The organism is Paenibacillus sp. MCAF9 (assembly GCF_052114265.1).
In the GTDB taxonomy this organism is placed as follows: Bacteria; Bacillota; Bacilli; order Paenibacillales; family Paenibacillaceae; genus Pristimantibacillus.
Genome location: NZ_JBFREL010000006.1, coordinates 72492 through 98855, shown reverse-complemented (window position 1 = coordinate 98855; position 26364 = coordinate 72492). Strand labels below are relative to the sequence as shown.

Genomic DNA, 26364 nt, shown 5'->3' with positions numbered 1-26364 from the left:
GTGATACGGATGCAAGCAAGGTTATTATTGGAAGACGGTACATTGTTCACAGGACTTTCGTTCGGTGCAGAAGCACAAATGATGGGCGAGGTTGTATTTAATACTGGAATTACTGGTTATCAAGAAGTTTTATCCGATCCGTCCTACTGCGGACAAATCGTAACGATGACTTATCCGCTAATCGGCAACTACGGTATTACACGTGATGATTTTGAGTCGATGCGTCCATTTATTCACGGCTTTGTCGTTCGTCGTCATGAAGAAGTGCCAAGCAACTGGCGCGCTCAATATTCACTAGGACAACTTCTTAAAGAATACGGCATCCCGGGCATCAGCGATATTGATACACGTATGCTTACTCGCAAGCTTCGTAACTACGGTACAATGAAGGGCCTAATCACAACAGGCAACGAGCGTGTAGAAGAACTTGCTGAACGTCTGAACATTTCGAAGCTAATGACGGATCAAGTTGCACGCACTTCTACATCTCATGTATTCTCAAGCCCGGGTCAAGGCGAGCGTATCGTACTTGTTGACTTCGGTGCAAAAAGCGGTATTTTGCGCGAGCTTACTAAGCGCGGCTGCGATGTAGTCGTTGTTCCTCACGATACAACAGCAGACCAAATTCGTCGCCTAGCTCCAGACGGCATTCAATTGTCCAATGGCCCTGGGGACCCGCAGGATGCACCTTATGCTGTAAAAATGATTTCTGAGCTGCTCGGCGAATACCCGATCTTCGGAATTTGCTTAGGCCATCAGCTGTTCGCATTAGCTTGCGGAGCAGAAACAACGAAGCTTAAATTCGGACATCGCGGCGGAAACCACCCGGTTAAAGAATTGGCAACTAACCGCTGCTACATTACTTCACAAAACCATGGCTACACGGTGCTTGAAGAATCAGTAGCGAACACGCCGCTTGTAGTAACACATATCAATAACAATGACCGCACGATCGAAGGACTTAAACACAATACATTCCCAGCTTTCTCGGTTCAATATCACCCAGAAGCTGCGCCTGGACCGTATGATTCCAGCTATTTGTTTGATGAGTTCCTAGAAATGATCCGTACGCACAAGAAAAATAACCCACAAAAACCTCGTCAAGCTGTGTTGTCGGAGACGTTGAAAGGAGAGCTTCAGTATGCCCAAAAATAATGAACTCAAAAAAATTCTCGTGATCGGTTCCGGTCCAATTGTCATCGGACAAGCGGCGGAATTCGACTATGCCGGTACTCAAGCCTGCCAAGCGCTCAAAGAAGAGGGCTATGAGGTTGTTCTTATAAACAGTAACCCAGCAACAATCATGACAGACACGAACATGGCTGACAAAGTATACATCGAGCCAATTACTTTAGATTTTGTATCACAAATCATTCGTCAAGAACGTCCAGATGGACTTCTTCCGACGCTTGGCGGCCAGACAGGCCTAAATATGGCGGTTGAGCTTGCACGCGCAGGCGTTCTTGAACGCGAAAATGTAAAATTGCTTGGAACACAGCTGACAGCTATTGAGAAAGCGGAGGATCGCGACTTATTCCGTGACCTTATGCGTGAGCTGGAACAGCCAGTACCAGACAGCGACATCGTGACTACAGTAGAAGATGCAGTTAACTTCGCTAACACGATCGGTTACCCAATCATCGTTCGTCCTGCTTATACACTAGGCGGAACAGGCGGCGGTATTTGTGCGAATGAAGAAGAACTGCGGGAAACGGTTGCTTCTGGAATCCGTTATAGCCCGATTAGCCAGTGCTTGATTGAAAAATCGATTGCAGGCATGAAGGAAGTCGAATATGAGGTTATGCGTGATGCGAACGATAACTGTATCGTTGTCTGCAACATGGAAAACTTTGACCCGGTTGGCGTACATACAGGCGATAGCATCGTCGTAGCGCCAAGCCAAACCTTGTCTGATCGCGAGTATCAAATGCTTCGTTCAGCTTCCCTAAAAATCATTCGTGCGCTGAACATCGAGGGCGGCTGTAACGTACAGTTCGCACTTGATCCACAAAGCTATCAATATTATGTCATTGAAGTAAATCCGCGCGTAAGCCGTTCATCGGCACTAGCGTCGAAAGCAACAGGATACCCAATTGCCAAAATGGCAGCAAAAATCGCTGTCGGCTACACACTCGATGAGCTTGTAAACCCTGTTACAGGACAAACGTATGCTTGCTTCGAGCCAACACTTGATTATATCGTATCAAAAATTCCACGCTGGCCGTTTGATAAATTCGTTAACGCGAACCGTAAACTTGGTACGCAAATGAAAGCAACTGGCGAAGTTATGGCTATCGGCCGTACGTTTGAGGAATCCATTCATAAAGCGGTTCGTTCACTGGAAATTGGCGCTCACCGCATTCACTTGAAAGAAGCTTCATCTTTGGAAGATGCAGTGCTTCGCGCACGTCTAGAGAAGCCGGATGATGAGCGTATGTTCCTCGTAGCAGAAGCGTTCCGCCGTGGCTATCAGCTTCAAGAAATCCAAGACATTACAAACATCGACTGGTGGTTCCTTGATAAAATTCAGTCTATCGTAGCATTCGAGGATCGCATGCGCAGCGAATCAACGTTGAATCAACAAACGTTGTATGAAGCTAAACGCAAAGGCTTCTCAGATCGCTCTATTGCTGAAATTCGTCAAGAAGGTTTCCCGAATGGCAGTCACACAACGGAAGCTGACGTGCGTGCACTTCGCGAACAGCTTAACTTGAAGCCGGTATACAAAATGGTTGATACATGCGCAGCTGAATTCGAAGCTTCGACACCATATTATTACTCCACTTATGAAGTAGAGAATGAAGTAACCGTTACGGACAAACAGAAGGTTCTAGTCCTTGGCTCTGGACCAATTCGTATTGGTCAAGGCATCGAGTTCGATTACTCGACGGTTCATGCGGTATGGGCAATTCAAAATGCAGGTTATGAAGCGGTTATTATCAACAATAACCCAGAAACGGTTTCAACGGACTTCAGCACATCGGACAGACTCTACTTTGAGCCATTGTTCTTTGAAGATGTAATGAATGTTATTGAGCAAGAAAATCCGATTGGCGTAATCGTACAATTCGGCGGTCAAACGGCAATCAATCTAGCAGCTCCGCTTTCCAAAGCTGGCGTACGCATTCTAGGCTCCAGCCTTGAGAGCATCGATGCAGCAGAGGATCGCAAGAAATTCGAAGCATTGCTTCGCAGCCTAAATATCGCACAGCCAGACGGCAAAACGGTTATCTCTGTTGATGAAGCGGTAGTTACGGCACAAGGTCTTGGTTATCCGGTACTTGTTCGCCCTTCCTATGTACTTGGCGGACGCGCAATGGAAATTGTGTACTCAGACGAAGAACTGCTTAACTATATGGAAGTTGCAGTGAAAATTAACCCTGAGCACCCGGTTCTAATCGACCGTTATATGCTAGGCAAAGAAGCTGAAGTAGACGCGATTTGTGATGGCGATACTGTTGTTATTCCAGGGATTATGGAGCATGTTGAGCGCGCAGGCGTTCACTCAGGCGATTCCATTGCGGTATATCCACCACAATCACTTTCGGAAGACATTAAACAGCAAATTGTTGACATCACGATTAGCATTACTAAAGCACTGAACGTAATTGGACTGGTTAACATCCAGTTCGTTATTCACCAAGAAAAAGTATATGTGATAGAAGTTAATCCGCGTTCATCGCGTACCGTACCTTTCCTAAGCAAAGTTACGAATATTCCGATGGCAAACTTAGCTACTAAAGCAATTCTCGGTACGAAGCTTGCTGATCTTGGTTATGTTGAAGGCTTGTGGCCTGAAGATGAATATGTTTCTGTTAAAGTTCCTGTCTTCTCCTTCGCGAAGCTGCGCCGGGTTGACCCAACGCTAACGCCGGAAATGAAATCAACAGGTGAAGTAATGGGCCGCGACGTTCAATATGCGAAAGCTCTCTATAAAGGTCTCATTGGCGCAGGTATGAAAATTCCAACATCAGGCGCTATCATTGCTACAGTTGCGGATAAAGATAAAGAGGAAGCAACAGAGTTGCTTCGCGGATTCTTTAACCTAGGCTACAAAATTATTGCTACAGGCGGAACGGCGAAAGCACTCGAAGAAGCAGGCCTTATCGTTACGACTGTTAATAAGCTTAGCGAAGGCTCGCCGAATATTCTTGATCTAGTACGTGAAGGGCAAGCGCAATTTGTAGTCAATACGTTGACTAAAGGCAAAGCTCCTGAACGTGATGGATTCAGAATTCGTCGTGAAGCGGTTGAGAATGGCGTCGTTTGTATGACATCGCTTGATACCGTTCGTGCATTGCTTGTCATGCTCGAAACGTTGAACTTCTCCTCCCGTTCAATGCCAGTAGCGCTACAAAACAAATAAGCTCACTTAGCTTAAAAGTACGGCCAGCGTTTATTGCTTCGTTATCTACCTTAAGACGTTAGTCTTAAGGTGGATAGCTTGAAGCAAACGTATGGCCGTTTATTTTGCAAATGAACAGAGAAATGGAGCGATTTCGGATGAAATTGACTAAAGAGCAAGCAGCTGGACGGATTATGGTAGCCCTTGATTATCCAGATGCAGCAGCGGCTGAACGTTTAATTGCCGAACTGCAAGGCATTCCCTGTTTTATGAAGGTGGGCATGCAGTTGTTTTACGCTGCCGGTCCTTCCTTCGTGCAAAGCTTGAAAGAGCGCGGTTACTACGTATTTCTTGATGTGAAAATGCATGATATTCCGAACACTGTCAAAGGCGGCTCTAATAGCGTAACGAAATTGGGAGTTGACATGTTTAACGTCCATGCAGCAGGGGGCAGTGATATGATGGAGGCTGCGCTTGAAGGCGTAGATATTGCATTAACAGGAAGCAGCCTTCGTAAGCCAACGGTTATCGCGGTAACTCAATTGACAAGTACGAGTCAGTCCATGCTCAATGAGCAGATCGGTATTAGCGGAACTGTAGAAGCGGCAGTGCTTCGTTATGCGGAGCTTACCAAAAAAGCGGGTTTGGACGGTGTTGTCGCATCACCTTCCGAGGTTGAGGCTATTAAGTCGCTATGCGGCAGCTCTTTCAAAACCATAACGCCAGGCATTCGTCCCATTGGAGCGGATGTTAATGATCAATCACGCATTATGACGCCAAGTGAGGCGCTTCGCAAAGGAACGGATTATATGGTAATCGGTCGCCCGATTACAGCGGCACCAAGCCCGCGTGCAGCATTAGAATCTATTATTGAGGAGCTGATTTCCTATGAGTAAAATTACTTTATCTGAATTGCCTAATCAAATTGCTAAAAGCCTGCTCGAAATCGAAGCCGTAGCACTTCGCCCTAATGAGCCATTCACATGGACATCAGGCATTAAATCACCAATCTATTGTGATAACCGCCTTACGATGACATACCCAACGATTCGCGATCTTGTTGCAGAAGGTTTCGCAACGATCATTCGTGAGCGTTATCCTGATGCTGAGGTTATTGCGGGCACTTCAACTGCCGGTATTCCACATGCAGCTTGGGTAGCACAGAAGCTTAATCTGCCGATGGCTTATATTCGCGATAAAGCGAAGGGTCATGGCAAGCAGAATCAAATCGAGGGCCGTGTTCTACCTGGTCAAAAGGTCGTTGTGATCGAGGATTTGATATCGACAGGCGGCAGCTCGCTTAAAGCTGGTCTTGCAGTTAGAGAAGCAGGCGCAGAAGTATTGGCGGTGCTTGCTATATTCACTTACGAATTCGATTCAGCGATTCAAGCCTTTGCTTCAGAGAAAATGCCTCTTGTTACATTATCTAGCTATAGCGCACTTATTCAAACGGCTGTAGAGCTTGGAAAAGTTGCTCCTGAAGATGTAGCTGCTTTGCAAGCTTGGAGACAAGATCCTCAATCGTTTGGAAAATAATTGCTTAAATAAAAAAAAGCGTGCTCTTTTCCATGAGAGCTCGCTTTTTTTGTGACAAAATTGTTCATAATTCGACACTAAAATTTAATTTTTTTTGAAAGGGTCTCTTCTTAATAGCTATTTGTCTCCGATAAATAATTATAGAGTATAGTCATGAATTGAGGGGCGGGGTTTTAATGAAATTGTCTTTACGTGTTAGGCTAGTCTTGTTGTCTTTGGTTCCACTTATGTTTTATGCATTTACAGGGATTTATTTGCTCAATGAGCAGTGGCGCGTGTTGAATGACATGACAGATCGTATTTATGAAACTTCTAATCAAGTAGACACATTAGTATTAAACGCGGATAGGGATATGTATCAGGCCTATCAAGCTTACTTGAGAGTGGAATCCGGTACTTTGGATCAAGTAAATGCAGACGCTGCTCGAGCGGAGTTAGCCGAAAATATAAAACAAGTGGAAGACCGGGTAGGAGAAGCACAAGCCATTTTATATGAGAAAGGCCTTCAGAACTTAGCAGAAGGGGATTCTGAGCGCAGCATAAACCAAATTTTAATTGAGTTTAAGGCTAATTTTAATTTCTGGTCAGCTGCAGCGATAAAAGCAGCAGCGGATGGAAAGAACAATTTCCAAAATAAACAGATTGATAATAGCTTCTTAACAAGCCGTACAGGGATTGATGAAATCGGTCAAAATATTAAAATTTATGCACAAACCACAATTACTGATATTACAAATGAGCTTAGAAAAACGCAGCTTACTCTCTTAATCTGCATCATTGTGGTTACATTAGTTATATTAATTGCTATGTACTTTACAGTGCGTCATATAATGAAGACAATCAAGAGTGTTGTATTTAAGACACAGCGAGTAGCAGAAGGAGATTTAACAATTCTTCCGGATCAGAAATACAGCAAGGATGAGCTTGGCCGTATTTCGCAATCGGTGGATCATATGATTGAAGCTACTAAGCAGCTGATTAGCGGTATTGCTAGCAATGCAGTTGAAGTGACCAAATCAACTGATCAGTTAACGACTGCATCTAAGGAATCTGCAGATGCAGCAGAGCATGTCGCTCAAAATATTCAGGAAGTAGCGAATGGCTCAGAAGTACAAGCAAGAGGTGCGGAAGAAACATCTAGAGCGATCGAAGAGATGACGATAGGCATTCAACGAATCGCAGAAAACACAGCCTCCATTGCCGATAAATCATCTTCAACCTCTAAGCAGGCTGAACTTGGTCATGAAGCGCTGCTCCGGTTAATTGATCAAATGAGCGAGGTAACCTCAGTAACTGGCAAACTATCGAATACAATTGAAACGCTTGAGCATCGTTCCAAAGAGATAGGTGCAATTGCGGAGAATATAACGAGCTTTTCAAATCAAACGAATATTTTGTCGCTGAACGCATCAATTGAAGCAGCCCGTGCAGGCGAACACGGCAGAGGTTTTGCCGTCGTTGCAGGAGAGATTCGGAAACTGGCAGCGGGATCCCTTGCATCTGCTGACGGGATTCATCAACTCGTAGACATTACCAGAAGTGAAATCGCAGGAGCTTCTGCTTACATGTCGCAAACGGTTCTAGAAATGGAGCGAGGCAGCGCGCGGGTAGGCGAGGTTCGTCAGAACTTGGATGTCATCGTTGCTTCTATTACACAGATGAGTGAGCAGATTCATGAAAATTCTGCAATTACTCAGCAAATGTCAGCCAGCTCGGAGCAGGTAAGCGCCTCAATGCAGCAAACGGCTGCTACAGCTGCCGTTAATCTGGAGAAGACAGAAAATGTTGCTGCCGCAACGGAAGAGCAGCTCGCTTTGATGGATAACATTTCTTCAGCAGCTGTTCATTTAGAGGAAATTGTACGCGATTTGGACCTTGCTATTTCTCATTTCAAGGTGAAGTAAGATAATGTAAAAGCTGTTTTTTATGCGGAGTTTAAGCCTTCGCTAAAAGCAGCTTTTTTTGTTCGAAAAAGGTTTTAAAAAGTTGTTTGAATTTGACGTAACTTTTTGAGCATGTCCTACGTCTATCATGTAAGATGAGAATTATGAAAGTTGGTTGAGGAGGGATCGGAAGCGCTAATGGCCATTCCGCAGGAAGAAGAACAGAAGGTAGAAGAGCAGGTTGAAACGACTGAGGAAAGACGCGATCTGCTTAAAGTTATTGATGTAGAGCGAACCTTCCAAGTTGGAGGAACTCCGCTGCCTGTACTGAAGGGCATCAATATGGAGCTTAAGGAGCGTCAATTAGTCATGCTCAGAGGCAGATCAGGCTCTGGCAAGACGACGCTGCTGAATTGCTTGGGCGGGCTCGATACGCCAAGCAAAGGAGAGATTTTGTTTAACGGTTTGAAGTTTCACAGCATGAGCGATGACCAACGCACTTTAGTTAGGCGAAAGCACATGGGCTTTATATTTCAAGCCTTCGCACTTATGCCGCTATTGTCCGCGCGTGAGAATGTGGAGCTGTCTCTTCGGATGGCTGGTGTACCGCGAGCGGAATGGAAGGATAGAGTTACGCAATGTCTTGAACTGGTTGGTTTGGAGCGCCGAATGAATCATCGTCCCTTCGAGCTTTCTGGCGGTGAGCAGCAACGGGTCGCAATTGCTAAGGCGATCGCCCATAAGCCAATGCTGCTGCTTGCTGATGAACCGACGGCAGAGCTTGATACTGGCATGTCGGCTCAAATTATGGCGGTTTTCCAAAATATTATTCGCACTGAACAAGTTTCTATTTGTATGACTACACATGATCCTACGATTTTGGAGGTTGCTGACATTGTCTATGAAATGGTGGACGGAAAATTTATTTAAGCGTTCAATGGTTGTTGTATTAAGTGCTTCTTTGGTGCTTTCAAGCGGGTGCTCCTTGCTTCCCGCAGAAGATGAAGAAGAGGTTATACCTGAGATTGCCCCTGCACAAATATCCAAAAAGCCCGAGTATGAGGTAACGACGACGACATTAGAAACGTCGATACCGCTGATCGGCAAGCTTATCTCTTTGGAAGAAGAGACGATGTTTTTCACATTGGACGGCAAGAATTTGAAAGAGCTGAATGTGAAAGTAGGAACAGCTGTAAAAGCCGGTCAAGTGATTGGTCAGCTGGACGTTGATGTACTGGTTAAAAGCTTGCGGCAAGAGCGGCTTTCATTTAGGAAAATCGAAAATGAGATGAAAGACACGCTTCGCCAGCGTGATGAAATGGATCCGATTGAATTCGAAGGTAAGCTGATTGCTTTTGAAGAACAGAAGCAGAAGCTAGTCGATATGGAAGAGGAAATCGGGAAAGCGACATTAAAAGCTCCATTTGCCGGAACGATTGTATCGCTTAACGTGCAGAAGGGCGATTTGATTAAAGCCTATGCTCCAATTGCAATTGTAGCCGATACGAGCAAGATTACAGCTGCAGCCAAAATTTCTAAGTCAGAGCTAGAAAAACTAGGCGTTGGCATGGAAGTAACGGCTGATATTACGAGCGTTGGTAAATTTAAAGGCAAGATCAAGCAGCTCCCATACAAAACGGAGGAACAGAACAACGGCGGCGGCGGTGGTTCTGGAGTAGAGAAACCGGAGAAACCCGAAGACTTCTTAATCGTTGATCTTAAGGATTTGCCTAAAAACTTGAACCGCGGAATGCCGCTTTCAATTAAAGTCATTACGAAGCGCACTGAAAATGCTATTGTTATTCCTCCTTCTACGCTTCGTTCTATTGGATCTCGTACGTACGTGCAGGTCATTGAAGGCGAAGTTAAGCGCGAAGTTGACGTAGAGGTCGGCCAACAAACCTCGACGAATATTGAGATCCTCAAAGGGTTGAAACCGGGGCAGAAAGTTGTAGGTCGATAGCCAATGGGAATTCCGCTGTTTCGTTTTTTGTTCCGCAAAATGTGGAACACGCGCTGGCTAACCTTAAGCACGCTGGCTGGGCTAACTCTGGCGGTTGCATTTGCAACGAGTATCCCTATGTATGCAGATGGCGCACTCAAGAGAGTAGTAGCCGAATCACTGCAGCAGAAGAGTACCGGATTACCTGCGGGCTCGCTTCTCATGAGATATCAATCACCTGCTGGCGGGAAAACGGATTTAGCAGCGCTGTCGGAGCTTGAAAAGTATATTAAAGATGGAATACCGAAAGAAATTGGATTTCCATTTGGTACTTATGTAAACAGCTATTCCATTCGCGGTGCTGAGGTCGTTCCTGAGGATTCAAGCAAAGTAGACGCAGGACGCAACCGTCAACTGACGATTATGAATCTGTCAGAACTTGAAAAAAATACAGAGCTGACCCAAGGTAAATGGTTTTCAAATACCGAAGGGGATGGAGACATACTCGAAGCAGTCATGTTTGAGGAAGCAATGTATAGAAATGATGTACATATCGGCGATGTTTTTGAATATCCGATATACGGTGGACTGGATCTGACATTGCGAGTGAAAATTGTCGGAGCAGTCAAACCGCTTACTGATACGAGTTCATACTGGTATCAAGGGATGGAAAGCTTGCTGAACACGTTCCAAATAAGCAAAGCAGCATTCGAAAAGACGCTGTTAGCGAATAAAAAAATACCGCTGCATAATGCAAGCTGGTACTACGCATTTGATTTATCAGAAGTAAAAACGAGTCAATTAACACCTTTAAGCAAGACGCTAGAACGCTTGAATATTGAGCTGTATCAGCGTCTTAAGGACACAAGAGTAGAAATTTCTTTTGCATCTACGCTTACCGAGTTTAAGAAACAAAGCCTGCAGCTGCAAACATTGCTGTTTACGCTAGCTGCTCCAATGCTTGCGATGGTGTTTTTCTTCATTGCCATGAATGCAAGGCAGTCACTGGATAAGCAGCGAAGCGACATTGCAGTGCTTCGAAGCAGGGGTGCCGGCACACGGCAAATCATTTGGATTTATTTGCTCGAAGGACTACTGCTCGGCGGTATCGCGCTTGGAAGCGGTCCGTTTATCGGTTGGTTCATGGCGAAGAGTATCGGATCAGCCAATGGCTTCCTCTCTTTCGTTAATCGGAAGTCCATACCGGTTGGTTTCTCTACAGAGGCCATTATTGCGGGCGGAGCTGCAGTCTTTCTAGCGCTTATGGCGACCATTATTCCAGCTGTTATTTATGCAAGATCTTCAATCGTAAGTTATAAGCAGGATCTGGCGCGTTCTGATCGCAAGCCAGTTTGGCAGCGTTGGTATCTTGATGTCTTGTTAATTGCCGCTGCTGGTTATGGCTGGTATATGTTCAATGAGCGCCAAATGTTGACTTTCAAAACAGGCATGACAACGGATCAATTAAACGTACAGCCATTTTTATTTTTTGTTCCTGCCTTATCAATCTTTGCATTTGGGTTGTTTTTCTTAAGATTATTCCCATGGCTGTTGAAGGTGTTTACATGGCTAGGACGCAAATTTTTACCGGTTCCGCTTTATTTGACGTTGACTCAGCTTTCACGTTCATCCAAAGGGTATTACCCGTTGATGATTCTATTGGTGCTGACGCTTGGGCTTGGTGTTTATAACGCATCGGCAGCTAGAACGATTGATTTGAACTCCACAGAACGTACGCTGTATAAATACGGAGCAGACGTAACCATTCAAACGGTATGGGAAGGCTCTCCGGAAATTACTACGACGCCTGGCAACAACGGCGGAAATGGTGGTAACGGCGGCAGTGGAGGCAATGGCGGCGGTTCTGGCGGCGGCGGAAATGGTGGAGGAGGCAACGGCGGTGGTTCAGGCGGCGGAGGAGGTGGCGGTCAAACCATACCTTCAAAGATGTTGTTCAGTGAACCTCCATTTGAGCTTTTCCGTTCTCTTGATGGCGTAGAAGCGGCTGCTCGTGTATTACAGACGAAGGGCAGCGTGGTCATATCAGGCAAATCGATTGGTCAAGGAACTGTAATGGGTATTGATAATGTCGACTTTGCTAAGGTCGGCTGGTTCCGCAATGATTTGTATCCTGTTCATCCGAATTATTATTTAAATAACTTGGGTAAATATGAGCATGCGGCGCTTATTCCTTCGAAAGTAGCAGAGAAATATCAATTAAAAATCGGAGATCCCGTATCAGTTGGATTCGCCGAAGGTAAAGTGGATTTTATGGTCGTTGGCATTTTGCCTTATTGGCCTAGCCAATATCCGGATAAATCACCGTTTATTATCACGAATTTAGATTATATTTATGACCAGCTTCCGCTTATTCCTTATGAGGTTTGGCTGAAGATGAAGCCTGATGCTAAAGTAGCTCCGATCGTTGAAGCGCTGCAAAAGGCTGGGGTGGAGATAGCAGCTATTAAAGATGTAAGAAGCGAGCTAATCATTCAATCGAAGCTTCCAACTAGGGGCGGCGTATTCGGAATATTGAGCTTAGGTTTCCTTGTTTCGGTCATCATCACACTAGCTGGCTACGTTCTATTCTGGTTCTTCAATCTCTCAGGGCGTGTTGTCCAATTCGGGGTATTGCGGGCAATGGGATTATCGCGAAGACAGCTTACGGGGATGCTGCTTCTGGAGCAGCTATTTACAGCAGGACTTGCGATAGGACTTGGCGTGTTAATTGGTAAAGGTGTGAGCTTGCTCTTCCTTCCATTCTTGCAAACGACAGAAAACGTTGCAGAAACAGTACCGCCTTTCCGAGTCATATTCGAGTCTAGCGATACGAACCAATTGTTCATAGTTGTCGGATTTATGATGCTGACCGGCGCATTGCTTCTCTTCCTGCACATACGCAGGCTTAGAGTGCATCAAGCGGTCAAGATGGGAGAAGAACGATGACAACAGCGATGATCGATTGCGAAGGTCTAGTGAAAATTTACAAGACAGACGATCTAGAGGTCGTTGCCCTGCAAGGCTTGAACCTAAAAGTAAACGAAGGCGAGCTAATGGCTATCATCGGCAACAGCGGCAGCGGGAAATCGACGCTTCTGAATACGCTGGGCGGTCTTGACCGCCCTTCAGCCGGCCAGGTGCATGTAGGTCCTTGGGATCTTCTGAAGATTTCCGAAGAGGATCTAGTGAAATACAAGAGGGAGACGGTAGGATTTATTTGGCAAAATAATGCGAGAAACTTGCTGCCTTATCTTACTGCCCTCGAAAATGTAGAAATGCCGATGATGCTCTCGGGAAAGGTTGATCGCGCATATGCGAAGCAGCTGCTTGAATGGGTTGGCTTGAAGGAGCGAATGCATAACAAGCTCCATCAATTGTCAGGCGGTGAGCAGCAAAGGGTTGCCATTGCGATTTCATTGTCGAATCGCCCGAAGCTTCTGCTTGCGGATGAACCGACAGGTTCGGTTGATACGGCTACCTCCGATTTGATTATGGGTATTTTCCGCAGGTTGAATCGCGAGATCGGTATTACCATCGTCATTGTAACGCATGACTTGACGCTTGCTGGCAAGGTAGACCGAGTGGTTGCCATTCGCGATGGCTTGACGAGCACCGAGTTTATTAAACGCAATCCGAATATTAATCTTGATGGAGGTGAGGCAGAGCTTCCAGCTGCAAGCAGCGGACTGCAGTCTGTGCATGAAGCCTATGTCGTGGTAGATCGAGTTGGACGTTTACAAGTGCCTAAGGAATATTTATCTGCTCTTAATATTAAAGACAAAGCAACGATGGAATTTGACGGCGAGCGGATTATTATTACTCCGCCTAAATCACTAGGGGGTTAAAACCAAATGAATAATAAAAGATTGTCAGGCAAGCGAATTCGCAAATTTACTTTAGTATCGTTAACACTTACCCTGCTTATTGGCCTGCTTGCAGCGTGCAGCAGCGGCTCAGACAGCTCTACTGAAAAACGGGTTTTACGCATTGGCGTGCTTTATGGCGGTTCGGATAATGAGCCTTACTTCCGTCAGCAATACACGGATATGTATGAAATGTCTCATCCTAACATTGAGTTCCAAATCGTAGGCGCAATCAACTATGATGATCAACGCTTTGAACAGCAAGATCCTGCAAAGCCAACGAAGCAGCCAGATCCATATGAAAAAATGAAAGAAATGCTAACTGGATCAAATCCAGTCGATGTTGTTGTTCTGGATTACAATATGCTTCGTCGGATGACACAAGACAACTTGTTGCAACCGCTGGATCCATTAGTAGCACAAGATAAATTCGACTTGTCGGATTATGTTCCAACTGTTATTGAAGGCATTAAAGCTGCTGGTGATGGCGGATTGTATGCATTGACGCCAACTTTTAACTCTTCTGCACTTTACTACAACAAAAAAATGTTTACTGATGCTGGTGTAACTCCTCCGACAAACAAAATGGAGTGGACTGAAGTTCTTAACTTGGCACGTCAAGTGGCAAAAGGTGAAGGCGTGGACCGTAAATTTGGATTCTCCTTCAATCGCTGGTCCAATGACGGCTTTAGCAATGCGCAGTCTTATAGCCAAGCATTGCAGCTAAAAATGTGGGATGACAAAGGCGAGAAAATGCTCGTCAATAGCGATCAGTGGGAAAATGTATGGAGCACTGTTGCATCGCTGTATCAAGAAGAAGTTATTCCAACACAAGAATTTATGAATAAAATGTATGAGAAGCAAAACGCGGAAGGCGGCAATGACCCATTCTATGGTGATTTGTTCATCAAAGGCAAAATTGCGATGACGATCGGTGATTATGGTTATATCAATGAGCTTAAGAGAGCTTCGGACAACGCATCGAAAATTAAAGATTTTGAAGCTGTTGATTGGGACGTTGTGACAGTTCCCGTTTCTCCAAGCGATCCAGAAGTGGGCAGCAGTATTTCATTGAGCCAGTTGATGGGTATTAACAACAAAGCTCAAAACGATAAAGACGCTTGGGATTTCATCAAGTTCTCCAATAGCAAGGAATGGGCTAAGCTGAAATCAAGAAGTCTTTATGAAATGGTTGCACGTAAGGAATTTTTGACGCCAATCGGCGGTTTGCAATACAATATTGACGCATTTACTTCACTTAAGCCAATGCCAGCTTTAGATACGGACAAAATCTTCCGTGAGAAACCAGGCGTATGGGAAGCACAGCAACCTGCTTATGAACTGTTCCAAGCCGTAATCGATAAGAAAAAATCTGCTCGTGAGGCGCTAGCTGAGTGGGAAACACGCGGAAATGCGGTTTTGGAGAAAATTAAAAACAATCCAACTGGAGAAGGCAACGGCGGCGGAGTCGAAATTATGCCAATGCCTAGATAATTTGAAATAAGAAAGAAGCCCGTAATCGACCTCTGCGTCGTTTGCGGGCTTTTTCCTTAATATTTGTCTAACCTCGTAATAGAAAGGACTGGTAAGCGGTCCAAGAGCCGTTCTCGGTCTGATACATCAGATGTATGCGATCAATTCTCGAAGTAAGATCAATGGACTGCATGCGCAGATTTCCGAATAAATCATGCAGCTCATCAGCTGAGATTTCTTGCCCTATCGTGACATGTGGCGTGTAAACATATTTGGGCTCGACAATGGCCAGCGGACCGCTGCATATGCTCTCCTGGAGCTTCTGCATGGAAACGGTGTCTTCAAGCGCTAAATAGAGCACATGACTTACAGGGAAAAAAGTAGATACACGGTTCAAATGGATAGAGAAAGCAGGCAGCTTAGATGTTGTTTGCTCTAAATGAGCGACTGCAAGCTGCAATTCATCGTCTGACCAATCTTCTGCGTATCGTACTGTCAAATGAGCAGGTACAGCTGTGTAATGCGGATCATGGCGTCTTCGCCAGCTATTAGCGAAGTCCTGTACATGCTTTTCGGGGAAAACAACAATTCCATATAACATGGTCTTCAGCTCCTTCGAAATGACCTATTTTGAGTATACCCCATTTGCATGTATGATCCCAATTTTGGGGTATTCTAATGTATACAGCCTTTGGAGTGATAAGCATCAGCTTCTCCAATAAGATAGTGGAGGGATGACATGAGATGGGTATATTGGGTTCGCCTATATGAAACCAAATTTCAAGCGGGTTGTTTGGTTAGGAGAATGGAGAATGACGGTTGGATGTATGGCTATGAAACTCCGCATGAGGTAGAGGTATTTCGATCCCGAAAAGGGCGATACGGCGTGAGGTTTATACCATAAAAAATAAAAAGAAAATAAATTAGAATATTTTGCTTGACTTAAAACACACCTATATAGTATATTATTTTATGTCGCCAATTCAACTGGCTTTGCTCAAATGGATATACGTCGCGGGGTGGAGCAGCCCGGTAGCTCGTCGGGCTCATAACCCGAAGGCCGCAGGTTCAAATCCTGCCCCCGCAACCAACCTTTCGATGAATACGTTGAAATATACGTTTTTCGAGGGCCCTTAGCTCAGTTGGTTAGAGCGGTCGGCTCATAACCGATTGGTCGGGGGTTCGAGTCCCTCAGGGCCCACCATAAGCAAAACCTTTACAACATGCCGGGGTGGCGGAACTGGCAGACGCACAGGACTTAAAATCCTGCGATGGGTGACCATCGTACGGGTTCGATTCCCGTCCTCGGCATACCTCGAAGACATTGACGAGTCAATGGTTTTCACGAAGTACATAAGATGTACGAACGATAAAAGAACCTCCTTTATAGAATCTGACTTGTCAGTTCTAAGCAAAGGAGGTTTTTTTATTGTTAGGTACTTAATCTAGCAATTTAATTTAATATGTTAATTTCTAAAGCCGTTAAGTAAATTAGAGGCTGGCAGTAATTAATTTATAGCAGCTTGTCTCGCAGCATTATGGGCTAACCTATGGAGGGTATTGTTTTTCTTGTGCTTGCTTATGTATTTTATTTGTATGTAAACGTTGGGATACATATTATTTAAATGATGTAGAATTGCCAATACTTCATCTCTAGCATCTTTATGATGTGAATGAGAAAAATAATCTTTTGATAAAATGTTTGTGATTTGACTGCAATCAGTATAGATAATAGCGAACTTCGGCTCATACTCCGTCAGCGCACTTGCAAGTATTTCAAGACTGTAACGAACAGCAAGCAATTCACCGTAATTGGAGCCTTCAACATGTTCCATCAGTATTTTTTTGGCGGTAACGCGTATCGTTCTATTGAAGACAAAGCAACAAGCTGCTCCATGATTGTTTTGCGCAACGAAACCGGAGTAGTCACAATACAAACAAATCATACTCTTGTTCACAATGTTTTGTCTTAAACGAGGATTGGCATATGCTCTTTTTATTAGCAATTCTGTTGTAGTATCCACAAAATCTATCCTCCAGATCGTATTCCTTCTTTCATTATTTTAATCATCGTCAAAAAAGAGATGGGTTAGTCTTCAAATGGGATAGCTTCGAAATATTTTTTACTTTAAGAATAGGCGAATGGATTAAGGTATACATCGGAGCTGATCTGCGTAAGTTTTAATAGGAATGTGTCTGAATAAGGGAGTAACATTAATGATGTAATACTGGAGGGGACTCGGCATGAACGCAGGTTTTTGGATTCGATTAGGAGCTTCGTTGCTGGATGGCATTATTATTGGCATTCCATTAGCCATTATTTCATTAATATTTACAGGAGGAAATGAAGGTAGAGATTATTTTACAGATGCGGTCTCATTCCTTTACTCGTTACTGGTTCCGGTATTTTGGAGCGGCTATACCATTGGGAAAAGGATATGCGGCGTACAGATTAGAAAGTTGGATGGCTCACCTCCAGGTATAGGAACCATGTTATTGCGTAATGTTGTTGGTGGACTCGTTTATGGATTAACATTAGGTATTGCTGTGATCGTCAGCGCCTTTATGGTCGGTTTGCGCGAGGACAAAAGAGCGATTCATGATTTTATAGCAGGAACAGAAGTGGTGCATTCTGATTAAGCTGTCTTATGAGCTCGTTGCGATATCATGCAGCGGGCTTTTTTTATTATACTTTTGGCATTTGCCACGACATTTAATGAGGAAACTTTTTTGCTTTCTCTATTTTGAATGAAGTAAACTAAGAGTTGTATTGAAATACCTGAGAAATAAGGGAAGTTGGTGGATGATTGATGCAGCACAAGAACGAGGAGAATTCACTTAAGCTAAGCGCGCGTCGACTCTATGCGGAGATATTCTCTTTAAAGGACACACTTTACAATGATCTTCTACATCGGTTTAAGGATGATGTATCACTCACGGAAAAAGCGGAGCAGTGGAAAACCGGCATAATGGCAGTTGCGATCTCTACAGCGCTCTACAGCTCTTCTCTGGGCGGAAACAAGGAGTTTCCTTATGTCTATTCCTATTTGAAAATAAAGCTTAAAACGTATCATTCTGAAGGGGAAGCGGCGATAGAGGACTGTATGTCTGTCATTTCAGGCCTATTAAATGAAGCTGATTACGAGCCTGATTCATTTTCCGAAGGAATCGCTTTATGGCTTTATTTTAGTATTCAAGGAAAAGAGTCGTTTGTAGAAGAAGAGACGGTTCCATATTTGCTTACTGGACAATATATTAATCAAGTTTTTTATAATTGGTTTGATAAGCAGAGCTAATAAAGGCTGCTTATTCAAAAACGATTGCGTTTGAAGGGGATATTAATGATTATGAATACGTTAGTAAATGATTGGGCGCAGAAATTGCAGAGTGAGCTTGAAGCGCCTTATATGCAAGAGCTTTTTGCCATATTGGCAGAAAAATATAAAACGACCACAGTTTATCCGGAAGCAGAAAATATATACAATGCACTTCATCATACATCCTATGAGCAGACGAAAGTGGTCATTTTAGGACAAGACCCTTATCATGGACCAAAGCAGGCGCATGGGCTTAGCTTCTCCGTGCAGCCAGGATTAAAGGTACCTCCTTCACTAAAAAACATTTACAAAGAGCTGGAGTCGGATGTAGGGGCCACTGTGCCTGACCATGGAAGCTTGCTATCATGGGCTAAGCAAGGAGTGCTGCTTCTAAATACAGTGCTTACGGTGGAGGATGGCAATCCTAATTCCCATCAAGGAATAGGGTGGGAGCAATTTACCGATCAGATTATTGCCACTCTAAACGATAGGGAGAAGCCCGTGGTATTTATACTTTGGGGCAAGAATGCAGAAGCGAAAGCGAAGCATATTAATGGTGACAAGCATCATTTAATTATTTCACCGCATCCGAGCCCATTTGCAGCGCGCAAAGGTTTTTTTGGAAGCAAACCATTTTCCAGGACAAATCGTTTCTTAGAATCGATTGGAAGCGAGCCGATTGACTGGTCGATTCCAATGCTGAATGAGCTTGAAAGCAAATAAAAAAAGACTTCTCAACTGTCCGATGGTTAATAAGACAGGTAGAGAAGTCTTTTTTGGTTTAATTGATGATGATCGCTTTGCCTGTTGACGATTCACTTGATCCCGTAGATTGCGAGGATTGGGTGAGTACTGGCTTTAGCTTAGCATCAATATAAGTGGAGGCGGATACGTCTGTAATAACTTGAGGATACATTTTATCAGGATCAGGCATGACCAATTCTACATTGATGAAAGCTTGATCTCCTTCGAAAGCAATAGAGGTAATACGGAAACCATAACCGGGATGCCCTACTTGAGTGCTTACGGTTACTTTATTGATCTGCGGGTTTACCGCCTCAATCGAAAGCTTCAGGTCGAGGCTCGGTTGCTCAGGTTTAGTTGGAATCGGAGCCGTCTCCTTTACAAATGTAATGGCGTCATATAGCCAGCCTGCTGCTTCACCGCGCAAAATAGCTTTTTTAGGATAAAACTTGTTCGCATTATCCAATGTGACGATTTTGCTTATGAGAAGCTTTTGAATGCTGTCCATGTAGGTTTTGTTCACATCAGCCGCATCTTCCAACTGCATGAAAATTTCTATAAAAGCGTAATCGCCTTTCGTCATCATAGCTTTAAACAAATGATGAGCAAATTGCTCGCGGGTCATGATGTCGTTAGCTTTGACCGTTTTTGGAATTTCTAGACCATTAATGCTCGCGATGATAAAAGCTTGCGAATACCAAGCGTTATCTTTTATGTTTGTAAAATAGTCGCTTGCTTTAGGTTCTTTAATGAAGCGGATATGGTCAATATTAATATCTAACCCTTTAACGATCAAAGAAACGCCTTCGGCATAAGTGAGCTTGCCTTTAGGATTAAACTTGTCATGTTTATCTCCGCTTATTATGCCCATCTTCTTAAGCTCGTTAATTTTATGCTCGTTTACGTCATTTTTAACGTCCTTGAAAGCCCATACGGATTGTCCAAGAGTGAAGAGCATCATTGCAACCAGTGTCATTGTCAGTATCAATCGTCTTTTCATACGGTCACCTCTTCTTTTTTTTGCTGCAGCACTTACTTGACGTCGTTAAAAGACAAATTGTTGCAATTATTATACAATCATTATGACCGATTCTACTTTTGTGGAGACATCGTGATGAGAGTGGAGAGTCAGAAAAATCTGTAAAGAAATATGTTGACTTGACGTCTTTCACCTGATATATTATTAATTGTCGCTAATATGATCTGGTAGCTCAGCTGGGAGAGCACTATCTTGACAGGGTAGGGGTCACAGGTTCGAACCCTGTTCAGATCATAAAATTAAAAGTCCGAAACTCCTTGATATATAAGGGATTTCGGACTTTTTCCTTTTTTAAGCGCATGAAAGAATTGCCCCTATAACTGTATCTGGTGCCGAAATGGTGCCCTTTATTCAACTAAAGCGATTGTGGTGCCATTCGCGGCACCAGCATTAAAAAACATTTCTCCGAATGCATCCGCTGTTTCCTTTTGCATATGTGGTGTCACATGCGAGTACCGATCAAGCATTTTCACACTAGACCAGCCCATGCGCTCCGCGATCCTTTTATTGTTTTCTCTCATTTTCAGTAGCATTACAACGTGGGTATGCCGCATATCGTGAAAACGAATTTTCGTTACCTCTGCCTTATCAATTAGGCGATAGAATGATCTGTTGAGGTTACGAGGTGACAGGGGTGTGCCTAGCTGAGTACATATCACCAAGTCGTTGTCCTCGTATATGTCTCTGTTTTCCATTTTCTCTTCATTCGTCCTACGGCGAAGCTTGTCCAATTTAGCGGCGGTTACTTTATCAATACCAATGGATCGAACGCCGGATAATGTTTTTGCACCTACGTCAAAACTCTTTCCATCATGATTCAATATTTGGCGCACCGATAATGTTCGATTTTTCAAATCAACATCTTGCCAGCGTAAGCCCAATATCTCACCTTGTCGCATTCCGGTCGTTAGGGCCAGCAGAAAGGCGCTGTAATAGCGATCTTCTTTAGACGCGTCCAAAAATAAATGTGACTCCTCATCAGTCCAGTAAAGCATTTCCTTTGCTTCGGCTTTAGGGCGATCTACTGCCAATGCTGGGTTTCTCGTCAACATGTTCCAAGCAGTTGCCTTGCTTAACGACTCCTTTATAATTGTGTGCACCTTTTGAATGTTCTCGCCTGAGAGCTGCTCTGATTCGTGTAGCGCATTGTAGAGGTTTTGAATGTGCCGAGGCGTTATGTCAGCAAGAGCTAAATCACCAAGGGTAGGCAAGATGTGCTTATTAACCATGCTCGTGTATGTTGCCAGCGTGCCAGCCTTTACTTTTGGCTTCTTATCCTGGATACAATCTTTCATGAAATCTCGATAAAGCGTCTTTGAAGCGTTAAGGTCAAGCCCTTGCCCTAGCTCATTCAATAGAGCGCGCTGAGCTGTTTCGGCTTCCTTTTTCGTTTTAAATCCCCGGCGTTTAATGCGTTCTCGTTTATCGTTTCTTGTTACCTCGATTGTGAAATACCAAGGCTTGTCCTTAACGTTCTTGTCTTTTGTAATTGCCATGAAAGAACCTCCGTTAATCAATGTGTGCGCCCAAGGCTTGGAAAGGGCTTTGAGCGCGTTTTTTTGCTTGAGTAGGGTGTTTCTGTCAGCTTGTTTGTTTCATATGTTTTTACCTTCCAGCCACTTGAGGAATAAGGGACGTGAAACCACTATCTTCTTGCCTATTCTTGTAACCTGGAGCTCACCAGAATTGACCAATTTATAAACTTGATTGATACCGCAGCACAAAAATTCTTTGATTTCTTTAACGGTTAGGACTGGTGGCAGCAATTCCTCACTCTTTGTTATGTCATCGCGATCCATAATAATTGGAGCGGCGAGGATGGGGGCTTTCGCGCTCTCCGGCTCCGGTTCATATTTGATGTGAATCGTAATGTCGCATTTTAATTTAGCGAGCCCTCTAAGCGTTGGGATCAGCCAGGCTTCTATATCGGCTGTTCCCGTTTTTTCGTTGTATTTGATTTCCATGATGTTGGGCTCTTTTAGTAAAGTTACTATTTGTCGGGGAATAACGCATCGAGATAAGCAATTATAAGTTTTCGATGATTATCATTAAGGTCATGGCCTTTATATGTGCTTAAAGGGTTTTTTATTTTGTAGTAAATATCATCACGCGAAAAAGGAAGTGGATTATTATCATGAAATAGTTTAGATATATCATCATAAAAGGCAATAAACTGATTCATTTCTTCTGATGTTCCTGAAACCGATAACTCCCTACCTAATTCTCTTATGGCTTCCTTTGTAAACTCAAAAGATTCCCCAAGTAAGGCTTTGTATTTTAATTTTAGTTCTGCAAATTTAGGAATTAATAAATGTTTACGTTTGTGGTGAATTTTCAATTCTTGTACGATTAGTTCGCAAAAACTAATAGGGTCAAAAATTCTTTGCACATTAAGTGCCTTTTGTTTTTCGTCGCTGCTCAGGAAACCTGCTTGTTCTGCCAACTCTAAATAAGGACGATCATAAGCTTTTGCTAATTTTTTAATGACTTCTGGGGTAGGCGTAATTGAATTTCCTGATCGTGGATCAGTACCTTTTTCAATACTGCTCAGGTAAGTATGGCTTACACCTGAAATCCTCTCGATCTCGCGCAGACTTCTCTTGCCCCTTAATTCTTTTAATACCTCTCCGATTCTTACGATCTTATTCAACCTCCAAATCAAATTGCTATGCATGGTTGACATTAATAATATCATGTCGTATTATAACTATCAAGGAGGTGCTATGCATGGTTAGCAATAAATTGAGGGAAGTTAGGAAAGAAGTCGGCATGCCTATTTCAGAGCTTGCTCGTCGAGCTAAGACAAGTCGGCAAACTATTACAAATATCGAGTTGTATGGGCAAGTACCAAATGGGCTTCTTATGATTTCAATTTGCGAAGTCCTAAAGAAACAACCAAAAGAAATTTTTTTTGCAGAAAGTGCTATGCATGGTTAGCGGATTTGGGAGAATAGAATTCAATCGAGGAAGTAACTGAGCTCTGTCGTAAGTCACCTTAATAGGAGAACGTAGAAAATCCTTATGAGATCATCACGTTTCTAGGAAAGGATGTTAAACGAATGGCATATTCAAATGAGGAACAAGAAACGGTTTGTGTTTATGACAAAATCGATAACGTTTGGGATGTTTACACTTGTGTTCAAAAACACATCACCAAGCTAAGCAAGATAGCAATGCCGTACTGGGAAGAAAAAGAAGGGGACCGTGTTGTAGCAGCCAAGTGGAAGATGAAAGGCAATCAAGTCAGATTTGCTACTGAGATCATCACGAAAATGAGTGACGAGCGAAGAGAAGCTTCTAGGCAGCGGATGCTTGCTATGCATGACAAACAAGTGTCAACCGTCAGCAAATAAGAAGCAGAAGCGAAAATACCATTGGGAGGTGAACAGACAGTGGAACGAATGACAGTTAAAGATGCTGCTCCGTACATAGGAGCGTCGGAGTACAAATTGCGAGAGATGGTAAGGGAGAAGTTGGTGCCAGCTTATCGTATCGGAAGTAAAATCATGTTTCGTAAAACTACTCTTGACCAGTGGATTGAGCAGCAGGAAGCGCAAAACAGCGCTGGTAAGTAGGTGAAGTGATTGGAGAATTACACGCAAATCCCGAATTATGTCTTGGACTTTCTGGCGAGAACTAAGCTCAGTCCTACTCAATATAGAATTGCATTGGTTGTATGTCGGTTTACATTTGGATTCCATCGAAAAAAAGCAAAATTGTCGCTTTCATTTCTATCCAAAGCTACAGGCTGCACTGAAAGGTTGATTCAGCGTGAAGTTACTGAGCTAGTTGAGATGGGAATTTTTTTAGAAGGGTTAGAAGGGAGAACCCGAACACTGGAATTTAATATCGATCATATGTCTGAGGTATACGATCCTTACCCTCAAAATACGCACGGGTCAGATATAACCCTGTCCAAACAGACAGGTACACCCCGTCCAAATGGACAGGTACCGACATTGTCCAAACAGACAACTAAGAAAGAAAGTAATAAAGAAAATATTAAAGAAAATAAAAGATACATCGATTTAATCCAAATCGAAGATACTTTTTTCAAAGTTTATAATGATCGATTTAAAGAGAAATTCGGAAAAGATCATTCGAAAGTGACAGAGGATCAGATGGCAGACATTCAACTAAGAATCGATCATTTGAAAAGCTTCGAGGTTACAGAAGAGGAATTTATAAAAGCAACTAAGGAGCACTTTGAAACATTGCCTAAAGGGAACGACGGGAAAATATTCGCCTTTTTACAAGCTTCTGCAAGATATTTCGAGATTCCGTATTTCGAGTTCTCATAAATAACATTCGAAGGGAGCAGCTCATGGAAAGTTCCTATCGGCAAAACAAAGCTGCGTTGTTGAAAATGTTCCAGCAATACCGCTTATGCAAATACCTGGAGGAGGTCAAGGGTCAACGAAAAGAGCTCATTGAAAAAGTGGAGTCAGCTATGGAACGATTGCCTGAAATAGAAAGGAAGCTTATCACCTTGCGATTCTTGCAGAGTGGCAGTGAGTACGAGCGTAACTATAACGTATGTGAGGCTATGCAGATCAGCAGCGGAACGTTTCAAACAATCAGAAACAGAGCTTTTTATAAGCTGATTTACATGTTCTCAAAGGATGCGGAGCAGATAAGGGAGGATCATAACAATGAAGCCAATAACGCTTAATCCGCTGGACAAGCTGGGAAAGTCGCGTGCGGCCTATCTCATTGAGGAAAACAGGGCAATAGTAGCAGACGGATTGGTTTCACTGGTTCGTGTTGTTCCGGACGAAAAGCCAGGCGAATACAAGCAGGCTAACTCTTACAATTTTCAGACCATCACAACAGTTGAAAGCGAGCTCGATGAATCAGAACTGGGAGAGCTGCTTCACAAGCTTAATACTATATCGGCATATGATTTGCTCACTCGACATTACGATTGGCACAACGAGCATTACGACATCAATAAACAGATTGAAGGCCGCTAATGACAATCAAAAATAGGCGTGGCACCTGTCCGCTTTGTAGATCAGATAAAGGCGACCGCATTATACAGATAGACCAGGAGCAAAGAAGTCTAGCCAATAAGATAAACGCAGCTAGATTTATGGGAGGAATCAGCATAAAAGAGTTTTCTGCACTGATTGATCGTCAGGATGAGCTCAAGAAAGAACGCTTAAATATTGTGAGCCAGGCAACCTATAACTAAGAATCGGGAGTGATACTTATGGAAAAAAAGGTTGTTGATATGAGGAGATTGATTGCCGAGTTACAAGCTAATGGAGTAGACACCTCTAGCCTAGAGCAGTGCGTTGCAACCATCAGAGGAGGGTGGGCGCAGGTGGGAGCCGCGACCGAGAATGAGCAGAGAATTGAATGTGATTGAAGTAATAAAGGAGTAATTAAGAGGCACCGCTCTGCACTCTTTATAGTCAAATGTAATGATACATAAGTGAATTATTCCTTTGGACTATAAAGATTACCTGAAAGGAGGTGATAAAAATAAACAATATACCGAATATAGAACATCGCTCGTTTTCTTTACAGACGCGAAGTGCAGCTAACGGTGAAATGTATGTTGAAGGTTATGCTGCACTCTTTAATAGCACGACTACTTTGTATGAGGTTGATGGGGTCGCTGTGAAAGAACGCATTGGTTACGGTGCTTTCACGGGAGCCGACATAACAGATGTGATCTTTAACTATAACCATGGCGGTAAAGTGATGGCTCGCACTCGCAACAATACGCTGCAGCTTAAGGTAGACAGCAAAGGCTTATTGATTCGTGCCAGGCTTGACGGCACCGAGGAAGGCCGTAAGCTCTACGAGGAAATCAAAGGCGGCTACATTGATCGTATGAGCTTTAGATTCACCGTTGCTCATGACTATTGGGACACTGATAAGACGCGTTTAATTACGAAGTTCAAGAAGATATACGATGTGTCAGCCGTAGATATTCCGGCGTATGACGACACTTCTATCAGTGTTGAGAAGACACTAGATGAGCAAAAGAGGGAGCTTCTTGCAAAACTAGATAAAGCCATAGAATTCGAGAATAAACGAAAACAGTTCATTCGGGAAATAGACGTTATGTTGCAAAGGCGTGTGTAACGTTCATGTGTGATACCCCCCCCCACCCAGAAATAGGTTGGCTCAAAGTGTAAGACCGCGCTCCCAGATTCAGAAAATACGCAGGCCGCGCGCGAGGGGGAGGGGTCATAAATCGAGCAAAATAGG

28 protein-coding genes and 4 tRNA genes are annotated in these 26364 nt (G+C 43.6%); 26 read left to right on the top strand and 6 right to left on the bottom strand.

Going from position 1 to position 26364, the window contains the following annotated elements:
* Positions 1-9: 9 nt before the first annotated feature.
* The 10 genes from carA (at position 10) to AB4Z45_RS12660 (ending at position 15063) form a co-directional block, all read left to right on the top strand.
* Positions 10-1155 (top strand): glutamine-hydrolyzing carbamoyl-phosphate synthase small subunit, encoded by a 1146-nt coding sequence (gene carA, locus AB4Z45_RS12705; protein ID WP_339208742.1) that lies wholly within the window; start codon positions 10-12, stop codon positions 1153-1155.
* Complete coding sequence (gene carB, locus AB4Z45_RS12700) at positions 1142-4366, top strand: carbamoyl-phosphate synthase large subunit (protein WP_441909647.1); 3225 nt, start codon at positions 1142-1144, stop codon at positions 4364-4366. The genes carA and carB overlap by 14 nt, the downstream gene beginning before the upstream one ends.
* Positions 4367-4503: 137 nt before the next feature.
* A complete protein-coding gene (pyrF, locus tag AB4Z45_RS12695) occupies positions 4504-5241 on the top strand; it encodes an orotidine-5'-phosphate decarboxylase (RefSeq protein ID WP_441909646.1) in 738 nt (245 codons plus the stop codon).
* Entirely contained in the window at positions 5234-5881 is a 648-nt protein-coding gene (pyrE, locus tag AB4Z45_RS12690) for an orotate phosphoribosyltransferase (RefSeq protein ID WP_441909645.1), read from the top strand. Before pyrF ends, pyrE begins: the two co-directional genes overlap by 8 nt.
* A 176-nt stretch (positions 5882-6057) precedes the next feature.
* Positions 6058-7785: a methyl-accepting chemotaxis protein gene (locus AB4Z45_RS12685; RefSeq protein WP_441909644.1), complete on the top strand. Its 1728-nt coding sequence runs from the start codon at positions 6058-6060 to the stop codon at positions 7783-7785.
* 177 nt (positions 7786-7962) lie between these two features.
* Positions 7963-8694 (top strand): ABC transporter ATP-binding protein, encoded by a 732-nt coding sequence (locus AB4Z45_RS12680; RefSeq protein WP_076268190.1) that lies wholly within the window; start codon positions 7963-7965, stop codon positions 8692-8694.
* On the top strand, positions 8666-9727 hold the full coding sequence (locus AB4Z45_RS12675; protein WP_441909962.1) for an efflux RND transporter periplasmic adaptor subunit: 1062 nt from the start codon (positions 8666-8668) through the stop codon (positions 9725-9727). The genes AB4Z45_RS12680 and AB4Z45_RS12675 overlap by 29 nt, the downstream gene beginning before the upstream one ends.
* Before the next feature lie 3 nt (positions 9728-9730).
* A complete protein-coding gene (locus tag AB4Z45_RS12670; protein ID WP_441909642.1) occupies positions 9731-12652 on the top strand; it encodes an ABC transporter permease in 2922 nt (973 codons plus the stop codon).
* Between the two features lie 8 nt (positions 12653-12660).
* On the top strand, positions 12661-13551 hold the full coding sequence (locus AB4Z45_RS12665) for an ABC transporter ATP-binding protein (RefSeq protein WP_441909960.1): 891 nt from the start codon (positions 12661-12663) through the stop codon (positions 13549-13551).
* Positions 13552-13557: 6 nt separating this feature from the next.
* The gene (locus AB4Z45_RS12660) at positions 13558-15063 is read left to right on the top strand and encodes an ABC transporter substrate-binding protein (protein WP_441909641.1); all 1506 of its coding nucleotides are present in this window, start codon (positions 13558-13560) and stop codon (positions 15061-15063) included.
* A 67-nt stretch (positions 15064-15130) separates the two neighbouring features.
* On the opposite strand, the gene AB4Z45_RS12655 is transcribed toward AB4Z45_RS12660, so the two are convergent.
* Positions 15131-15643: a 2'-5' RNA ligase family protein gene (locus AB4Z45_RS12655; RefSeq protein WP_441909639.1), complete on the bottom strand. Its 513-nt coding sequence runs from the start codon at positions 15641-15643 to the stop codon at positions 15131-15133.
* Between the two features lie 138 nt (positions 15644-15781).
* On the opposite strand from AB4Z45_RS12655, the gene AB4Z45_RS12650 reads away from it, so the two are divergent.
* The 4 genes from AB4Z45_RS12650 (at position 15782) to AB4Z45_RS12635 (ending at position 16353) form a co-directional block, all read left to right on the top strand.
* Complete coding sequence (locus tag AB4Z45_RS12650; protein WP_162839330.1) at positions 15782-15946, top strand: hypothetical protein; 165 nt, start codon at positions 15782-15784, stop codon at positions 15944-15946.
* Between the two features lie 109 nt (positions 15947-16055).
* A tRNA-Met gene (locus tag AB4Z45_RS12645) sits at positions 16056-16132 on the top strand.
* 37 nt (positions 16133-16169) lie between these two features.
* A tRNA-Ile gene (locus AB4Z45_RS12640) sits at positions 16170-16246 on the top strand.
* A 21-nt stretch (positions 16247-16267) separates the two neighbouring features.
* Positions 16268-16353 (top strand) — tRNA-Leu (locus AB4Z45_RS12635).
* 197 nt (positions 16354-16550) lie between these two features.
* On the opposite strand, the gene AB4Z45_RS12630 is transcribed toward AB4Z45_RS12635, so the two are convergent.
* The gene (locus AB4Z45_RS12630) at positions 16551-17066 is read right to left on the bottom strand and encodes an RNase H family protein (RefSeq protein WP_441909638.1); all 516 of its coding nucleotides are present in this window, start codon (positions 17064-17066) and stop codon (positions 16551-16553) included.
* A gap of 220 nt (positions 17067-17286) precedes the next feature.
* Between AB4Z45_RS12630 and AB4Z45_RS12625 the strand changes: the two genes are divergently transcribed.
* From AB4Z45_RS12625 to AB4Z45_RS12615, 3 genes are all read left to right on the top strand, one after another.
* The gene (locus AB4Z45_RS12625; RefSeq protein ID WP_076268196.1) at positions 17287-17682 is read left to right on the top strand and encodes an RDD family protein; all 396 of its coding nucleotides are present in this window, start codon (positions 17287-17289) and stop codon (positions 17680-17682) included.
* A 170-nt stretch (positions 17683-17852) separates the two neighbouring features.
* A complete protein-coding gene (locus tag AB4Z45_RS12620) occupies positions 17853-18338 on the top strand; it encodes a hypothetical protein (RefSeq protein ID WP_441909636.1) in 486 nt (161 codons plus the stop codon).
* Between the two features lie 51 nt (positions 18339-18389).
* A complete protein-coding gene (locus tag AB4Z45_RS12615) occupies positions 18390-19082 on the top strand; it encodes a uracil-DNA glycosylase (protein WP_441909634.1) in 693 nt (230 codons plus the stop codon).
* Positions 19083-19140: 58 nt separating this feature from the next.
* On the opposite strand, the gene AB4Z45_RS12610 is transcribed toward AB4Z45_RS12615, so the two are convergent.
* Positions 19141-20103 (bottom strand): S-layer homology domain-containing protein, encoded by a 963-nt coding sequence (locus AB4Z45_RS12610; protein WP_441909633.1) that lies wholly within the window; start codon positions 20101-20103, stop codon positions 19141-19143.
* Positions 20104-20303: 200 nt separating this feature from the next.
* On the opposite strand from AB4Z45_RS12610, the gene AB4Z45_RS12605 reads away from it, so the two are divergent.
* Positions 20304-20376 (top strand) — tRNA-Val (locus tag AB4Z45_RS12605).
* A gap of 113 nt (positions 20377-20489) precedes the next feature.
* Here the strand turns inward: AB4Z45_RS12605 and AB4Z45_RS12600 are convergent.
* The 3 genes from AB4Z45_RS12600 to AB4Z45_RS12590 all read right to left on the bottom strand — a co-directional run bounded on the left by AB4Z45_RS12600 (position 20490) and on the right by AB4Z45_RS12590 (position 22792).
* Positions 20490-21638: a tyrosine-type recombinase/integrase gene (locus AB4Z45_RS12600; protein WP_441909631.1), complete on the bottom strand. Its 1149-nt coding sequence runs from the start codon at positions 21636-21638 to the stop codon at positions 20490-20492.
* 99 nt (positions 21639-21737) lie between these two features.
* Entirely contained in the window at positions 21738-22106 is a 369-nt protein-coding gene (locus tag AB4Z45_RS12595; RefSeq protein ID WP_441909630.1) for a helix-turn-helix domain-containing protein, read from the bottom strand.
* A 26-nt stretch (positions 22107-22132) separates the two neighbouring features.
* Positions 22133-22792, bottom strand: a complete 660-nt coding sequence (locus AB4Z45_RS12590) for a helix-turn-helix domain-containing protein (RefSeq protein WP_441909629.1) — start codon at positions 22790-22792, stop codon at positions 22133-22135.
* 77 nt (positions 22793-22869) lie between these two features.
* Between AB4Z45_RS12590 and AB4Z45_RS12585 the strand changes: the two genes are divergently transcribed.
* The 8 genes from AB4Z45_RS12585 (at position 22870) to AB4Z45_RS12550 (ending at position 26238) form a co-directional block, all read left to right on the top strand.
* Complete coding sequence (locus AB4Z45_RS12585; RefSeq protein ID WP_441909627.1) at positions 22870-23079, top strand: helix-turn-helix transcriptional regulator; 210 nt, start codon at positions 22870-22872, stop codon at positions 23077-23079.
* A 122-nt stretch (positions 23080-23201) separates the two neighbouring features.
* The gene (locus tag AB4Z45_RS12580; RefSeq protein WP_441909626.1) at positions 23202-23495 is read left to right on the top strand and encodes a hypothetical protein; all 294 of its coding nucleotides are present in this window, start codon (positions 23202-23204) and stop codon (positions 23493-23495) included.
* Positions 23496-23543: 48 nt separating this feature from the next.
* The gene (locus AB4Z45_RS12575) at positions 23544-23717 is read left to right on the top strand and encodes a helix-turn-helix domain-containing protein (RefSeq protein WP_441909958.1); all 174 of its coding nucleotides are present in this window, start codon (positions 23544-23546) and stop codon (positions 23715-23717) included.
* A 9-nt stretch (positions 23718-23726) separates the two neighbouring features.
* Positions 23727-24443 carry a replication protein gene (locus AB4Z45_RS12570; protein WP_441909625.1) on the top strand — a complete coding sequence of 239 codons (717 nt, stop codon included), beginning with the start codon at positions 23727-23729 and terminating at the stop codon, positions 24441-24443.
* 23 nt (positions 24444-24466) lie between these two features.
* Positions 24467-24814, top strand: a complete 348-nt coding sequence (locus AB4Z45_RS12565) for a hypothetical protein (RefSeq protein WP_441909624.1) — start codon at positions 24467-24469, stop codon at positions 24812-24814.
* On the top strand, positions 24795-25115 hold the full coding sequence (locus AB4Z45_RS12560; RefSeq protein ID WP_441909623.1) for a hypothetical protein: 321 nt from the start codon (positions 24795-24797) through the stop codon (positions 25113-25115). The genes AB4Z45_RS12565 and AB4Z45_RS12560 overlap by 20 nt, the downstream gene beginning before the upstream one ends.
* Positions 25115-25336 (top strand): hypothetical protein, encoded by a 222-nt coding sequence (locus AB4Z45_RS12555; RefSeq protein WP_441909621.1) that lies wholly within the window; start codon positions 25115-25117, stop codon positions 25334-25336. The genes AB4Z45_RS12560 and AB4Z45_RS12555 overlap by 1 nt, the downstream gene beginning before the upstream one ends.
* Before the next feature lie 284 nt (positions 25337-25620).
* Positions 25621-26238: an HK97 family phage prohead protease gene (locus tag AB4Z45_RS12550; RefSeq protein WP_441909620.1), complete on the top strand. Its 618-nt coding sequence runs from the start codon at positions 25621-25623 to the stop codon at positions 26236-26238.
* Positions 26239-26364: the final 126 nt, after the last annotated feature.

Excerpts from the sequence above, each read along its gene's own strand:
- carA (WP_339208742.1), top strand. The coding sequence starts at position 10 with ATGCAAGCAAGGTTATTATTGGAAGACGGTACATTGTTCACAGGACTT.
- carB (WP_441909647.1), top strand. The coding sequence starts at position 1,142 with ATGCCCAAAAATAATGAACTCAAAAAAATTCTCGTGATCGGTTCCGGT.
- pyrF (WP_441909646.1), top strand. The coding sequence starts at position 4,504 with ATGAAATTGACTAAAGAGCAAGCAGCTGGACGGATTATGGTAGCCCTT.
- pyrE (WP_441909645.1), top strand. The coding sequence starts at position 5,234 with ATGAGTAAAATTACTTTATCTGAATTGCCTAATCAAATTGCTAAAAGC.
- AB4Z45_RS12685 (WP_441909644.1), top strand. The coding sequence starts at position 6,058 with ATGAAATTGTCTTTACGTGTTAGGCTAGTCTTGTTGTCTTTGGTTCCA.
- AB4Z45_RS12680 (WP_076268190.1), top strand. The coding sequence starts at position 7,963 with ATGGCCATTCCGCAGGAAGAAGAACAGAAGGTAGAAGAGCAGGTTGAA.
- AB4Z45_RS12675 (WP_441909962.1), top strand. The coding sequence starts at position 8,666 with ATGAAATGGTGGACGGAAAATTTATTTAAGCGTTCAATGGTTGTTGTA.
- AB4Z45_RS12670 (WP_441909642.1), top strand. The coding sequence starts at position 9,731 with ATGGGAATTCCGCTGTTTCGTTTTTTGTTCCGCAAAATGTGGAACACG.
- AB4Z45_RS12665 (WP_441909960.1), top strand. The coding sequence starts at position 12,661 with ATGATCGATTGCGAAGGTCTAGTGAAAATTTACAAGACAGACGATCTA.
- AB4Z45_RS12660 (WP_441909641.1), top strand. The coding sequence starts at position 13,558 with ATGAATAATAAAAGATTGTCAGGCAAGCGAATTCGCAAATTTACTTTA.
- AB4Z45_RS12655 (WP_441909639.1), bottom strand. The coding sequence starts at position 15,643 with ATGTTATATGGAATTGTTGTTTTCCCCGAAAAGCATGTACAGGACTTC.
- AB4Z45_RS12650 (WP_162839330.1), top strand. The coding sequence starts at position 15,782 with ATGAGATGGGTATATTGGGTTCGCCTATATGAAACCAAATTTCAAGCG.
- AB4Z45_RS12625 (WP_076268196.1), top strand. The coding sequence starts at position 17,287 with ATGAACGCAGGTTTTTGGATTCGATTAGGAGCTTCGTTGCTGGATGGC.
- AB4Z45_RS12620 (WP_441909636.1), top strand. The coding sequence starts at position 17,853 with ATGCAGCACAAGAACGAGGAGAATTCACTTAAGCTAAGCGCGCGTCGA.
- AB4Z45_RS12615 (WP_441909634.1), top strand. The coding sequence starts at position 18,390 with ATGAATACGTTAGTAAATGATTGGGCGCAGAAATTGCAGAGTGAGCTT.
- AB4Z45_RS12610 (WP_441909633.1), bottom strand. The coding sequence starts at position 20,103 with ATGAAAAGACGATTGATACTGACAATGACACTGGTTGCAATGATGCTC.
- AB4Z45_RS12600 (WP_441909631.1), bottom strand. The coding sequence starts at position 21,638 with ATGGCAATTACAAAAGACAAGAACGTTAAGGACAAGCCTTGGTATTTC.
- AB4Z45_RS12595 (WP_441909630.1), bottom strand. The coding sequence starts at position 22,106 with ATGGAAATCAAATACAACGAAAAAACGGGAACAGCCGATATAGAAGCC.
- AB4Z45_RS12585 (WP_441909627.1), top strand. The coding sequence starts at position 22,870 with ATGGTTAGCAATAAATTGAGGGAAGTTAGGAAAGAAGTCGGCATGCCT.
- AB4Z45_RS12580 (WP_441909626.1), top strand. The coding sequence starts at position 23,202 with ATGGCATATTCAAATGAGGAACAAGAAACGGTTTGTGTTTATGACAAA.
- AB4Z45_RS12575 (WP_441909958.1), top strand. The coding sequence starts at position 23,544 with ATGACAGTTAAAGATGCTGCTCCGTACATAGGAGCGTCGGAGTACAAA.
- AB4Z45_RS12565 (WP_441909624.1), top strand. The coding sequence starts at position 24,467 with ATGGAAAGTTCCTATCGGCAAAACAAAGCTGCGTTGTTGAAAATGTTC.
- AB4Z45_RS12560 (WP_441909623.1), top strand. The coding sequence starts at position 24,795 with ATGAAGCCAATAACGCTTAATCCGCTGGACAAGCTGGGAAAGTCGCGT.
- AB4Z45_RS12555 (WP_441909621.1), top strand. The coding sequence starts at position 25,115 with ATGACAATCAAAAATAGGCGTGGCACCTGTCCGCTTTGTAGATCAGAT.